We start from the raw sequence: 13,316 nt of genomic DNA, 5'->3' as shown, positions 1-13,316 counted from the left end.
TATTTTTTCTTATGTGTGAACAATCACGACTCGATGAATGGTTTGCAGACATAAAAAATAACGAAATTGATCTAAGCCTTGTTTCATCTGTGGCAGGTATCGGCTTCGCAGTTCGAAATTTAAGGTGCCATACAAGCAGTAAATAAATTTACGTAATAAGCCACCCAAACTAACCACTAAACACTGACAAACTAACAGCCCTGGCTCTCAAATTTAATATTCAATCCGACATATTTATAGAAGGGTGAAAACCTATGCGAATCCTTGTGATAGAGGACGAGCTGAAGACTGCCGAATATTTACATCAAGGCCTGACAGAAAGCGGTTACATTGTAGATTGTGCATCAACAGGTGCAGACGGACTTCACTTGGCACGTCAGCAAGCTTATGACTTAGTAATTCTTGACGTAAACCTCCCCGAAATTGATGGGTGGGGGGTTCTCGAAAACATTCGGCAGACAAGTAGTACTCGGGTAATGATGCTGACCGCACGAGGACGTCTGGCAGATAAAATCAAAGGACTGGATCTAGGTGCCGATGACTATCTGGTCAAGCCATTTGAATTCCCGGAATTACTAGCAAGAGTACGTACACTAATGCGGCGCAGCGAACATATACCGGTTCCGGAGGTGCTTAAAGTCGCGGACTTAGAGCTTGATCAAGGAAGGCACCGCGCATTCCGGGGAACGCAACGCATAGATCTGACAACAAAGGAGTTTGCTCTGCTCCATTTACTAATGCGCCAATCCGGAGAGGTATTGTCTCGCACACAGATTATCTCCCTAGTTTGGGATATGAATTTTGACTGCGACACGAACGTTGTCGAGGTGTCGATCCGAAGACTGAGAGCGAAAATAGATGATCCATTTGAAACCAAATTGATCCATACCCTCCGGGGCGTTGGCTACGTTCTAGAGGCTAGGAAATGAAGCCAGTCAGCCTATCGATGCGGCTGGGGTTGACGGTCAGTATGATGGGAGCAGTGCTAGTAGTGTTTTTAGCGGTACTGGCATATCTGGCGCTTTCCCATGAATTGGATTCACGGGCAAAAGACAGCCTTGAAAAAAAGATGAGCCAGATAGAGCACAGCCTACTGATGGATATCAGTACTCTTGAGATTAGCCAAGAACCTCATGCTTTGTTAGATCAAGTACTAGGGCATGACAATCTCAACCTGACTGTCTTCAATGTAGACATGAGTAAACAGCTCCTAAGTTTTGGAGCAGATATACCTGAACGCTCGGCGACCCTGTCCGAACCAGGCGCCAGTAATAAGCTGTCCTACACCACTGGGTCTGAGGAGGCAGAAACCCACATCCTCGCAGCCTCTAAAATTATGAAGTTGCGGGATGGTGAGTCGGTATCGGTACTACTTACTATTGAGCGTTCTAATGATGAAGCGCTACTTAACGCCTATCTGAACTCGACCATTGTCGCGGTTCCGCTGTTACTGGTTCTGATTGGTATCAGCGCTTGGGCAATTGTTCAACGCGGCCTTTCTCCGCTCAGGGAGTTCCGTAAAGTTGCTGCCATGGTTTCGGCCCAGGACCTTAGCCATCGACTCTCCGTTGTGAAAATGCCGCAAGAGCTGAGTGAGCTTGCTCATGCCATAAACTTCATGCTCCACCGCCTTGATAGCGGGGTTCAGCAACTGTCGCAATTTTCCGATGACTTGGCACACGAGTTGCGTTCACCGATCACCAATCTTATGGGCAAAGCACAAGTAACCCTTTCCCGTGAGCGTCCAGCAGAAGAGTACAAGGCTGTTTTGGAGTCCTGTACCGAGGAGCTGGGACGTGTCACCAGAATTGTTTCTGATATGCTTTTTCTGGCCCAAGTTAGTCATCCAGCAACTCTAGTACCGTTTGAATGCATTTTATTGGAGGACGAAGCATTAAAAGTCATCGATCTTTTCTCTCTGTCGGCAGAAGAAAAGAATGTCAGCATAGGTGTCAGCGGCTGCGGAAAGGTACTCGGTGACCGCCTTATGATTCAGAGAGCCATTTCAAATCTTTTGTCAAATGCGATCCGCCACTGCCCGTCAGGGCAATCAATCTCTATAGCAATAGAAACTCAACCGGAGAAAGTATCCCTGGTTGTAAGTAATCCTGGCGCGGGGATTGAATCTCAGCACCTACCTCATATTTTCGACCGTTTCTATCGCGTGGATACCAGTCGCTCACGAGCAGAGGGTGGCACAGGATTAGGATTAGCAATTGTGAGATCCATCATGAGCCTTCACCAAGGATCTGCAGACGCCAAAATTTTACAGGGCCAGGAAACCATTTTTCGACTCACATTTCCAAAATATAATGCACAAATCAGCTGGAAACCTGAAAAGATTAAAGAGTGAGGCTGTAAAATTCGACTAACTTAATACACATGGATGAATCGTGAATTTATAAAAATCTGCTGCCAAGATTCTAGTCGAAAGATGTATAGCGAAGCTTACTAATAATGAAGCGAGACAAACTGCATTAGAAGTACATTTCGTGCCCCTCTCCCAAGCCCTCGAATCGATTAATGCGATTGGCAGCCAGGTTGCGAGACTCGATCCAACGCATAACATTTCAAAATTGTAATTTTAGAGACATCTCTTCGTTATCTTAAATTTGCAACTATAGACGGCGAACGCGCCCGTAGAAGGCCGTTGGGGGAGAAAATACAAAAAAGTCTGTGGCGAAGAGAAGCTTACCAACTGCTTACAGTAATAAATAGACTGAGTAGCTGGAACAACGAACCGGAGGATAAGTATATCCCCCAAACACACTTGGATGGAGGCTCTATACAGCCGAGTTCTAGGTGAACCCTATGCGCCATAGATTTATCCTCTCACATCTCGTTGGGCCGAACTCTCCAAAAAACAGCTAATAACAGAATCGGAAAAATATGATGAGAAAGACTTTTATTTCGCTGAGTGTCGCGTCGTTCACGCTTAGTTTAAGTCCGCTCGCTTCTGCCGAGTTCCTTAAAGACAGCAAAGCCAATGTCGAACTACGCAATTTCTACTTCAATCGCGACTTTCGGCAAGACACAGCGAGCCAGTCAAAACAAGAGGAGTGGGCACAGGGCTTTCTCATGCGCTATGAGTCGGGATACACGGAGGGTACTGTTGGTGTAGGTTTCGACGCGATTGGCATGTTTGGTCTAAAACTCGACTCCAGTCCTGATAGAACTGGGTCCGGCCTTCTTCCTCGGAGTATCGAATCCCCTCGCCGAGCCCAAGATGACTACAGCAAGCTAGGTGCAACAGCAAAGTTAAAAGTATCGAAAAGTGTTGTAAAGATTGGCACATTGATGCCTAAGCTTCCTACGGTTCAATCCAACGACTCACGCCTGTTACCTCAAAGCTTTCAGGGTGGGCAGCTGAACTCTATGGAGATAGATGGCCTTACTTTGGATGCTGGCCAACTTAAACAGATCAATCTGCGTGATTCCTCAAATAACGAGGACATGACGATTTCAAGCGGCGGAGCTCGAGGGATCATTGTTCGCGGCGGGCAGACCAGCGATGAGTTTAACTTTGCTAGCCTGAACTACAAATGGAACAAGAATATATCCACAAGCTATAGTTACGGCGGGCTCGACGGCCTGTACAAACAGAACATCGTCAACTTCATACACGTCCTTCCTTTGGATGAAAAACAACAATTCAAGAGTGACCTCCGGTACGCACGCTCTACTGACGACGGCAATAGTAACGTAGATAACACCGCGCTCGGAGCTATGTTCACATATGCATTTTACGGCCATCAATTGGGCTTGGGCTATCAAAAGATGATTGGCGACACTGGATACGCCTACATCAACGGATCAGACCCATTCCTAGTTAACTTTGTGCAAATAGGAGATTTTTCAAATAAGGAAGAAAAGTCTTGGCAAGCGCGCTACGATTTCAACTTTGCATCCGTTGGAATCCCCGGTCTGACGTTCATGACTCGATACATTAGCGGTGACAATGTTGACTTGGGGAGTGGCAAACCAAGCGGTAAAGAATGGGAGCGTAACATGGACATAGCTTATATTTTTCAAGAAGGAGCATTGAAAAATCTAGGTATCAAATGGCGTAACGCGACAGTGCGCACAACGAATTTCGGCAACGATATTGACGAGAATCGATTGATTCTTAGCTATACACTCCCACTGTTCTGATCAATTGGGCGATGGTGACATATGGTAGGCTGTATCTATTTTTAACGCCATATGTTCCCTCGCACTATTTTATTACATTTCCAAACTTGCTGAGAAGCGAACATTGCAATGCACATACCGTTGTTTAGAAAACAACTAGGCATCTGCTGTTCAACAATGATTACACCCATTAAACCCTTCTCAAAAACTGTAAGCACCTTGCTAGCTTTTTATACAAAGCCATACACTCGTACCGAACACATCTAAGTTAGACCTATGCGTGCACTGTCTCTCAAAAAAAACACTAACAATGGGACTCGCGCCACTCTGCTTAGAGCTAGAAGTCTCTGTCATCCCATGCAATCGGAGAAACGAATCTTTTGCAGTAGTGCATATACATAATGCGTTCAACATCAGTTCTACAACCATCGTTACTGGGCACACACACTAGCTGAACATACGAAATTATTACTTACGTTCATAAAGAATATAGTTACTCCCTCACTCTAAATTTTGCTCCTCCTATATTTACGGCCTAAAAAATGCAAGAAAGTAGAATTACAATCACCGCGTAATATTATGAAATCATTGACCACCCAAGACCTGCCGAGCGGCACTTGCGTCAGCAAAACGGGCTAATATTTACGCCTAAGCCAGTGAGATCCAGTGCGACATACTGTCGCAAAACCTAGTTTTAGAGCCCACGAACGACATTCTTTGTTGACTCTATAGCAGCTACAGGCTTCAGGCTAAGAGCATTGCAAAGGGCTAATTTTCGTTTTTCGTATTTTTGCTATAAATGGGGTGGCTGTCATGAGAATGCTTGTAGTTGAGGACGAGGCTAAAACCGCCGAATATTTGCATCAAGGATTAACTGAAAATGGCTATGTAGTTGATCGCGCATCGAATGGCACGGACGGCCTTCATCTGGCGCGTCAACATGTCTATGACTTAGTGATACTTGACGTTAATCTTCCAGAACTTAATGGTTGGGGGGTTCTTGAGCATCTTCGCCTAAGCAGTAACACTAGGGTCATGATGTTAACGGCCCGAGGACGTCTGGCGGACAAAATCCGCGGATTGGATTTAGGGGCCGATGACTACCTGGTTAAGCCGTTTGAGTTTCCTGAGCTACTGGCACGGGTACGAACTCTGATGCGTCGCAGTGAGCAGATTCCTGTACCGCAGGTGCTCAAGGTCGCCGATCTGGAACTCGACCACGGACGCCACCGTGCTTTTCGTGGTAATCAGCGCATAGATCTGACAACCAAGGAGTTCTCGCTTCTGCACCTATTGATGCGCCATTCTGGGGAGGTTCTCTCCAGAACTCGGATAATTTCACTGGTGTGGGACATGAACTTTGACTGCGACACCAACGTTGTCGAAGTTTCAATCCGTCGTTTGAGAGCCAAAATCGACGACCCCTTTGATAATAAATTGATCCATACCCTGCGCGGAGTTGGTTACGTGTTGGAGGCGCGCGAATGAAGCCGGCTAGCCTGTCAATGCGGCTAGGGTTGACAGTGAGTATTCTGGGGGCATTGTTGGTAGTATTTTTGGCTGCCCTAGCTTTTTTTGCGCTAACGCATGAGTTGGAAAAGCTGGCCAAACGAAGCCTGGACAAGAAATTTGAGCAGGTCGAACATAGTCTATCCCTATATAAGGATACAGCCGACATAAACTCGAATCCGCACTCCTTGCTGGATCAAGTTATGGGACATGACAATTTGAACCTGGCCATCTATGACTTAGCAAACCTGAGGTCACCTGTGCTGAAAGTCGGGGCGGGCTTGTCGGACCTGCGGATAGAGTTGAAGGCAGCGGTTGCCGCCGTCGACAAGATTTCATATTCCACCAATTCCGACGGCGAAGGCCGACACTTTATTACCGCCTCCAAGCTCATCCGGTTAAAGGACGGTACGAGCGTTCCCGTACTGCTGTCCATCGATTGCGCAAATGATGAAGCACTACTCAGCACGTATTTGCGGTCGACGATCATTGCGTTACCTTTGTTGTTAATACTCATTGGAATGAGTGCCTGGGCGGTAGTTCAGCGAGGTCTCGCGCCACTGAGGGAGTTCCGAAAGGTTGCCGCTATCGTCTCAGCACAAGACCTTAGCCATCGACTCTCTGTGGTCAAAATGCCTCAGGAACTTAGTGAGTTGGCCCACGGCGTCAACTTCATGCTACATCGACTCGATAGCGGTATTCAGCAGCTGTCGCAGTTCTCCGATGACTTGGCTCATGAATTGCGATCCCCCATTACTAATTTGATGGGCAAAGCCCAAGTGACGCTTTCTCGGGACAGGTCGGCGGAAGAGTACAAATCTGTGCTGGAGTCTTGCACCGAAGAATTGGAACGTGTCACTCGAATTGTCTCGGATATGCTCTTTCTTGCTCAGGTCAGTCATCCTGCCGCGCTCGTCCCGTTCGAGATAATTAATTTGGAAGATGAAGCATTGAAGGTCGTCGATCTGTTTTTATTTTCTGCGGAAGAGAAACGGATCAGCCTGAGCGTCACCGGAAGCGGATACACCATTGGAGACAGGTTGATGATTCAGCGAGCAATATCAAACTTGCTGTCCAATGCGATACGCCATTGCCCAGCAGGACAATCCATTTCAGTTGTCATCAAATGCCAAGCCAATCAAGTCTCGCTGCTGGTAGGCAACCCTGGCGCAGGTATCGAACCTCAGCACCTGTCGCACTTGTTCGAACGTTTTTATCGAGTCGACACAAGTCACACACGTGCCGAAGGAAGTACTGGTTTGGGCTTGGCTATTGTGCGATCAATCATGAGCCTTCATCAGGGGAAAGCAGAAGTCGAAAGCTTGCCCGGTAGCATGACCGTTTTCAGTCTGAGCTTTCCAAACCTCGACGGACAGCCCCCCTGGCAGCAGGCGAGAAAGGCTCAGGGGTAAATTGTTGCGTTAAACATTGGTTAATTCGCATACATTAGTTCCCCGTACCACTGGAAATGCTCGGGTGGCTCAGAGAATTATTGTCCGCAAGCCTTCAGAGTATCGCAGCGGCCCCTCCCGCGACATGGAATGTTTACGGGGGTCTTTCTAGTGCTGCATGCCTTCGTTTCCTTCGAGCTTGGCATGAAACTGCGAGTTCTCTAATTGAAGAGTCGTATGGCTAATATGAAATTTCTCGCTCATCAGTCGAGTCACCTCGGCCAATATCTCTTGATCGGGGCGGGAAGGGTGCTGAACGACTAGGTGCGCGCTCATGACATTTTTGCCGCTGGTCAAAGCCCAGAGATGCAAATCATGAATATCCTCAATACCTTCAACCGCCCTGATTGTCGCCTCCACTTCCGCTATGTCGATTCCGTCCGGAACACCCTGCAACAAGATGTTCATGCTTTCTTTGAGCAAAACCCAGGTTCTGGGTAGAACCCACAACCCGATAGCTGCGGCAACGATCGAGTCAACCCAAGTCCATCCGGTAAAGCGAATGATCAATGCTGCCCCTATCACACCTATGGAGCCCAGCATGTCGCTCCAAACCTCAAGATACGCGCCTTTGACGTTAAGGCTTTCGTCACTGGCAGACATCAGCAAGCGCATTGAAACAAGGTTCACAACTAGCCCTATCACTGCGACGATCAGCATGCCTGTCGGTTGTATTTCTGTCGGAGTTTTAAACCGCTGATATGCCTCGTACAGGATGTACACCGCCACCATGAACAACAGAATCGCATTGAAAGCAGCTGCGAGGATCTCAAATCGTGCATAGCCAAATGTCCGTTTTTTATCCGCAGCGCGTTTGGCGATCTGAATAGCGACTAATGAAATAGCAAGGGCAGTGGAATCCGTCAGCATGTGAGCGGCGTCGGATAACAACGCCAAGCTGCCGGTGATGAAAGCACCAATGACCTCCGCGATCATGAAGCTTGTCGTTAGCGCCAGAGCGATCCACAATTTTTTCTCGTGTCCTGCACGTGCTTGACCGTGACTGTGACCGGCGCTCATAGGACTCTCCATGTGTGCGTGAATGGATACGACAATGACTCAGAGGCTCACTCTTCGCTAAGAAGATTTCTCAGTTCTTGAGAAATAGGCATCACCTGAAAAGCACTGACACGGGCGCGACCAGTATTTCCCGATGGCACCCATATTGTTGAAAATAGCAGGGCAGCGAAAACACGTGGTATTTGTCCCACAACCTCTCGGGGATCTCGTGTCCTGATGCCAACATACAACATAAAGACGTGTGACTTTGCATGCAGCAGGGGACGGCGTTGCGTCAGGATGTGGGTACGCTCCAGCCAATGGTAAGCGCGCGCATAATCTTGAGACCTTATGGCTAAACGGGCTTCGCCGAAGCCCTCAAGAATTGCCCCATGCAACATTTCTTTCATGCTACGACTCCGGACTATTTTTTCAGCAAGCGCAGCCCATTAAGTACTACCAACAGGCTGACACCAACATCTGCAAACACCGCCATCCACATCGTGGCCAAGCCCATCAAAGTAAACACAAGGAACACCGCTTTGACGCCCAAGGCGAACGCTATGTTTTGCTTTAGCACCGTGGCGGTTTGTCGGGACAGACGAACGAAAGCCGGGATCTTTCTCAGGTCATCATCCATCAGCGCGACGTCTGCCGTTTCGATTGCGGTGCCGGTACCCGCAGCGGCCATTGCGAAGCCAATCTGGGACTTGGCCAAGGCCGGCGCATCATTAATCCCATCGCCGACCATCCCCACCACGTGACCACTGTTTTGCGACTCACCAATAGCCAAAAGCTTGTCGGCGGGAAGCAAGTTTCCTCGGGCCTCATCAATCCCGACTTGTTGCGCAATTGCCTGCGCAGTGTGTGAGTTGTCCCCTGTCAGCATCATAGTCTTGATGCCTAGCTCGTGCAGTTCCTTGATCGCGGTCTGGCTTGAGTCTTTCACCGTATCGGCAACCGCGAACAGTGCTATGACCTGAGTAGCGTTGCTTAACGCTACAACGGTTTTCCCCTGACGCTCCAGACGATTCAGGGATGCCTTCAGTTGCGGCGTGCAAAGACCCAGCTCCTCGATCAAGCGATGGTTGCCCAGATGATAGAGCTGACCCTCGACGTTCCCTTTCACACCACGTCCTGGGAGCGCTTCGAAACTCTCGACAGACTTGAGCATTGACGCGTCCAGCGCCGCCTGTTTGGTGATGGCCTGTGAGACCGGGTGATCCGAGCGACCGCCCAGACTGGCGGCAATAATCTGAGGGGCTAGTTCTGAAATCTCGGCCAGTGGGATGTAATCGGTCTGGACCGGCTTGCCATGCGTAATGGTCCCGGTTTTGTCGAGTGCGACGAAGCTCAGCTTGGCGCCAATTTCCAGGTAGACGCCACCCTTGACCAAAATGCCCTTGCGAGCCGCTGCCGCCAGACCGCTGACAATGGACACCGGGGTTGAAATGACCAGCGCGCAGGGGCAGGCAACCACCAGAAGCACTAGGGCGCGGTAGATCCAATCAGTCCAGAGCCCGCCTATGAATAATGGGGGCAACACCGCAATGGCCAAGGCAAAGAAGAACACTGCTGGCGTATAGATCTTGGCGAATTGGTCAACAAACCGCTGGGTTGGTGCTCGCGAACTTTGAGCCTCTTCGACCGCATGGATGATTCGAGCCAACGTCGTATTGCTGGCCTCAGCCGTTACTCGGTATTCGAAGGAGCCGGATTCGTTGATGGATCCTGCATAGACGGGGTCATCTACGGTTTTCTCGATGGGTAGGCTTTCCCCCGTGATAGGTGCCTGGTTGACTGTAGAGTTGCCGGAAGAGACAACGCCATCCAGACCGATACGCTCGCCGGGGCGAACCCGCACCAAAGCATCGATCTCGACAGTTTTCACATCCACTTCCAGCCAACTGCCATCTGGCTGGCGAACGGTCGCCCGCTCCGGGGACAAATCCATCAAACCCTTGATTGCGTTGCGCGCACGATCCAGCGATCTTGCCTCTATAAGTTCGGCAACGGTGAACAGGAACATGACCATCGCGGCTTCTGGCCACTGACCGATCAACACTGCACCGGTCACGGCAATGCTCATCAAGGCATTGATGTTCAGATTGAGATGTTTGAGTGAGATCCAGCCTTTCTTGTAGGTCGCTGGGCCGCAGAGCACAATCGCGAACAAGGCTACAACCGCCACCACCCATTCAGGAGCGGCGTTAGTGAAATGCAATACTTCCGCAGCTACTGCCCCAGCGCCGGATAGTATCAGTTTCCACCAGGTACTCTTGCGCGGTGAGGCTATCTGGGCGGCTTGCGGCGCATCGGAGTTGAATGCCTTGCCGTCAGTAGTCAACGGTTCGGCGTGCATGCCAAGCGATGACACAGCCGCTTCAATACTCAAGGTGTCCGGCAGTTCGTGCCAGACCCCCAGAGTACGGTTCATCATGTTGAACTCCAGCTTTTGAATCCCGCTCATTCGAGCGAGCTTGCCCTCGATCATTGTCTGCTCGGAGGGACAGCACATTTGCCCTATACGAAAACTGCTGAAGCGAGCGGTATTGCCGGCATCCGCTGGAGAAGCTTTTGCTGCACAAGTGCTTGCGCCGCCCGCGTCGGATGGCGGGCAGCAAGCGTCGGTAAAGAGATCGTTATCAACCGGGGCGGCAGATTTACTCGGTTCAGCCAGGGTGTACAAGGTGGATGCCGGTGTTACGGCAGCGCAGCTTGATTTGCTGCCATCCGCAGCAGGAGAGCAGCAACCGGAGTCTTCTGCCTTGGTTGGCCCCGGGACGACGTCCGAGGTTTTCGCAGCGCAACAACTGCTCTTGGGCGGGTTCTGGACTGCATTCGTATCGCCAGTCGTTGCGGCGGGTGTACAGCGACCTGTCAGCGCTTTCGAATCAAAAACCTCAACGCTGGCCTGACTTTCAGGTGTTTGCTTATCACCGCAACAACTTTTCATAAGGACACTCTCCACAAGTTATGGTGAAGAGTGAACACCCTATAGCCACTATAAGGTCAAGCGCATTATCGCGACTGCCAAACTTTTTCAACATTGCCATTGTGGCTAGCGCGATTGGTTGATCTCGCTCCAAATCAAATCATAGAGCTGCTGGGCACCGAAGTTGGTCAGCGGCTTACCGTTGACGAAGAATGTCGGTGTCCCGCTTACACCTACGGTTTTCGCATCGGCGGCATCCCGTTCAATAGTGGCTGTGATCTCTGGGGACACCATTTGTTCACGAGCCTTGGCCACGTCCAGGCCTGCCTGAGCAGCAGCGTCCCATGCTGCTGAAGCCTGTGCATCATCATGCCACTGCGGTTGGGCCTCTAGGACAGCTTCAAGTACCGGTGCAAATACGCCCTGCTTGCGTGCGGCCTCCAAAAGCCGGATGGCTTCTTCAGAACCTTTGTGAAGCTTCACATAACGCAGCACAAGACGAACGTCGGTTGGGTGCTGGGACATCATCTTTTTGACGATGGGATAGAAGGCACGACAGCTTTCACACGACGGGTCGAAAAATTCGACAATCGTCACCGGGGCGTTGGCAGGGCCGAAGCTTGGCGAATTAAAGCGCTCCAGAGCGCTGTTTTGCGGCACGGGCGCGGTGGCCTGGGGCACAGTGGAGGCACGATCATAAAAAAATGCAGCGACTGCGAAGCCGACTACGGCAAGGACGCTGATGGCGATGACGACGGTGCGTCTGCTCATACGGTAAATCTCCGGCGGATAAGAACAAGAAGAACAATCAGGAGGCTGAACACGCCCAGCGATAATAATGGCAGTGGAACACCACTGAAGATGGTCATGTCGACGCCAGAGCAGGACGGGCCGGCCCCGCAGGGTTTGATGCTTTCGGGGATCAGTCCGAAATAAAGCAGGTTGTGATACAGCGCGATGAGCCAGCCCATAACGGCTAATGGCAATGCATAACGCCAGACGCCCGCGTCCGACATGCAGCAAGCAACACCCAGCACCAGGACGAGGGGGAACATAAATGCACGTTGAAACCAACAAAGAACACAGGGCACTTGCCCCATGACTTCGCCGACGAACAACACGGCAAGCGTTGATATAAGGGCAAGCAGCCATGCGCAGAGCAGGAGCGCCCATATCCCGGATTGACGTGGTTGGTATGTGGTTTCCATCGGATCAAAGCCCTTTATGTAGCGTGTAAGGTCGAGCAAGGATTTGCTTGTCGCCTGAAGCGAGTAGAATGAAGGTTCTAGCGACTATAAGGTCAAGCGAAATGAGTGCGGCCACTTACACGGTCGGTGCCTTGGCGAAGGCGACCGATACCAAAGCAGTAACCATCCGCTATTACGAGCAGTCAGGACTGCTGCCTTCTGCTGGAAGGTCACCATCGGGCTACCGTTTCTACACGGACGAGGAGCGCAACCGGCTGTTGTTCATTCGCCGCAGCCGCGCACTGGGTTTCAGCCTGGATGACATTCGTGAGTTGCTCGGTCTTGCTGATCGACGCGACGCTTCCTGCGCTGCGGTGGACGCAAAAGTCGAAGGGCAATTAGAGCAGGTGCGAATGCGTATTCGAGACCTACAAGGTTTAGAAGCCGAACTGACACGACTGAGCGTTTGCTGTCAGGGTGGCGTGATTGAGCAATGTCGCATCATTGAATCGCTGTCGAATCGTAGTTAACGTGGCAAAGAGACTTCGTCTGCGCTGAAGTTGTATGAAGCCAGAATCGTTGCTGTTCGGTATGGTCCGCTAGTCTTGATTTACTTACGAGATAAGGGACTGAGGATTGCCGTGCCGTTCGCAGATACGCCATCCAATCAGACAAAACCGCAGGTAGCGGTTCATGGCTGGAGTGAGCCGATGAAAATGGCCCTACATTGATCCATTTGCCGCCTTCATTAGCTTCTCACCAACCTCTATCCCGCGCTCATACAGCACAACGACAGTCTCAGCGGATCAGCGGAGAGCGCTTTATCAATCACAATCAAGACAGGATTCATGCCTGTGAACCTCTGGAAAAATGGTTACAGGTCAAACTTTAATATCAAGAGGCCTAGCTATCTAGATAAAGGCGCCAGCAATTAGATAGCTATGTCATTGATATTTAAGTCTTAATTATGGGTGTATGCGTTTTATTGTACGTTTTTTGATCGAAAAGACGCATGCGGGTCCACAGTTTATTCCAGTTTTCCCTTTGAGGGGACGATCGCTGACACGTGGCCCGCGCCATGTCTTGGTAAGCACCGGGAAAATA

General features: G+C 50.3%; 11 protein-coding genes. 6 read left to right on the top strand and 5 right to left on the bottom strand.

Annotated features, from left to right (window positions below; genetic code table 11):
- The first annotated feature begins 254 nt into the window (after positions 1–254).
- The 5 genes from BVK86_RS13940 (at position 255) to BVK86_RS13920 (ending at position 7,052) form a co-directional block, all read left to right on the top strand.
- The gene (locus BVK86_RS13940; RefSeq protein ID WP_075946976.1) at positions 255–929 is read left to right on the top strand and encodes a heavy metal response regulator transcription factor; all 675 of its coding nucleotides are present in this window, start codon (positions 255–257) and stop codon (positions 927–929) included.
- A complete protein-coding gene (locus BVK86_RS13935) occupies positions 926–2,353 on the top strand; it encodes a heavy metal sensor histidine kinase (RefSeq protein ID WP_075946975.1) in 1,428 nt (475 codons plus the stop codon). The genes BVK86_RS13940 and BVK86_RS13935 overlap by 4 nt, the downstream gene beginning before the upstream one ends.
- 539 nt (positions 2,354–2,892) lie before the next feature.
- The gene (locus BVK86_RS13930) at positions 2,893–4,152 is read left to right on the top strand and encodes an OprD family porin (RefSeq protein ID WP_075946974.1); all 1,260 of its coding nucleotides are present in this window, start codon (positions 2,893–2,895) and stop codon (positions 4,150–4,152) included.
- A gap of 792 nt (positions 4,153–4,944) precedes the next feature.
- Positions 4,945–5,619 carry a heavy metal response regulator transcription factor gene (locus BVK86_RS13925; protein WP_075946973.1) on the top strand — a complete coding sequence of 225 codons (675 nt, stop codon included), beginning with the start codon at positions 4,945–4,947 and terminating at the stop codon, positions 5,617–5,619.
- Entirely contained in the window at positions 5,616–7,052 is a 1,437-nt protein-coding gene (locus BVK86_RS13920; protein WP_075946972.1) for a heavy metal sensor histidine kinase, read from the top strand. Before BVK86_RS13925 ends, BVK86_RS13920 begins: the two co-directional genes overlap by 4 nt.
- Positions 7,053–7,199: 147 nt before the next feature.
- Here BVK86_RS13920 and BVK86_RS13915 read toward each other — a convergent pair whose 3' ends face one another.
- From BVK86_RS13915 to BVK86_RS13895, 5 genes are all read right to left on the bottom strand, one after another.
- On the bottom strand, positions 7,200–8,111 hold the full coding sequence (locus BVK86_RS13915; protein ID WP_075946971.1) for a cation diffusion facilitator family transporter: 912 nt from the start codon (positions 8,109–8,111) through the stop codon (positions 7,200–7,202).
- A gap of 47 nt (positions 8,112–8,158) precedes the next feature.
- On the bottom strand, positions 8,159–8,500 hold the full coding sequence (locus BVK86_RS13910; protein ID WP_075946970.1) for a DUF3703 domain-containing protein: 342 nt from the start codon (positions 8,498–8,500) through the stop codon (positions 8,159–8,161).
- Between the two features lie 14 nt (positions 8,501–8,514).
- A complete protein-coding gene (locus tag BVK86_RS13905) occupies positions 8,515–10,608 on the bottom strand; it encodes a heavy metal translocating P-type ATPase (RefSeq protein WP_075946969.1) in 2,094 nt (697 codons plus the stop codon).
- 543 nt (positions 10,609–11,151) lie between these two features.
- Positions 11,152–11,796: a DsbA family protein gene (locus tag BVK86_RS13900; protein ID WP_075946968.1), complete on the bottom strand. Its 645-nt coding sequence runs from the start codon at positions 11,794–11,796 to the stop codon at positions 11,152–11,154.
- Complete coding sequence (locus BVK86_RS13895) at positions 11,793–12,233, bottom strand: disulfide bond formation protein B (protein WP_075947124.1); 441 nt, start codon at positions 12,231–12,233, stop codon at positions 11,793–11,795. Before BVK86_RS13895 ends, BVK86_RS13900 begins: the two co-directional genes overlap by 4 nt.
- A gap of 101 nt (positions 12,234–12,334) precedes the next feature.
- On the opposite strand from BVK86_RS13895, the gene BVK86_RS13890 reads away from it, so the two are divergent.
- The gene (locus BVK86_RS13890; RefSeq protein ID WP_075946967.1) at positions 12,335–12,742 is read left to right on the top strand and encodes a MerR family transcriptional regulator; all 408 of its coding nucleotides are present in this window, start codon (positions 12,335–12,337) and stop codon (positions 12,740–12,742) included.
- Positions 12,743–13,316: the final 574 nt, after the last annotated feature.

The sequence above is a fragment of the Pseudomonas reinekei genome (genome assembly GCF_001945365.1).
Lineage (GTDB): Bacteria > Pseudomonadota > Gammaproteobacteria > Pseudomonadales > Pseudomonadaceae > Aquipseudomonas > Aquipseudomonas reinekei.
The sequence above is the reverse complement of the archived record's forward strand: the minus strand, read 5'-3'. Positions and strand labels throughout refer to the sequence as shown.

Coding starts and splice junctions, on each gene's coding strand:
- BVK86_RS13940 (WP_075946976.1), top strand. CDS start 255: ATGCGAATCCTTGTGATAGAGGACGAGCTGAAGACTGCCGAATATTTA.
- BVK86_RS13935 (WP_075946975.1), top strand. CDS start 926: ATGAAGCCAGTCAGCCTATCGATGCGGCTGGGGTTGACGGTCAGTATG.
- BVK86_RS13930 (WP_075946974.1), top strand. CDS start 2,893: ATGAGAAAGACTTTTATTTCGCTGAGTGTCGCGTCGTTCACGCTTAGT.
- BVK86_RS13925 (WP_075946973.1), top strand. CDS start 4,945: ATGAGAATGCTTGTAGTTGAGGACGAGGCTAAAACCGCCGAATATTTG.
- BVK86_RS13920 (WP_075946972.1), top strand. CDS start 5,616: ATGAAGCCGGCTAGCCTGTCAATGCGGCTAGGGTTGACAGTGAGTATT.
- BVK86_RS13915 (WP_075946971.1), bottom strand. CDS start 8,111: ATGAGCGCCGGTCACAGTCACGGTCAAGCACGTGCAGGACACGAGAAA.
- BVK86_RS13910 (WP_075946970.1), bottom strand. CDS start 8,500: ATGAAAGAAATGTTGCATGGGGCAATTCTTGAGGGCTTCGGCGAAGCC.
- BVK86_RS13905 (WP_075946969.1), bottom strand. CDS start 10,608: ATGTGCTGTCCCTCCGAGCAGACAATGATCGAGGGCAAGCTCGCTCGA.
- BVK86_RS13900 (WP_075946968.1), bottom strand. CDS start 11,796: ATGAGCAGACGCACCGTCGTCATCGCCATCAGCGTCCTTGCCGTAGTC.
- BVK86_RS13895 (WP_075947124.1), bottom strand. CDS start 12,233: ATGGAAACCACATACCAACCACGTCAATCCGGGATATGGGCGCTCCTG.
- BVK86_RS13890 (WP_075946967.1), top strand. CDS start 12,335: ATGAGTGCGGCCACTTACACGGTCGGTGCCTTGGCGAAGGCGACCGAT.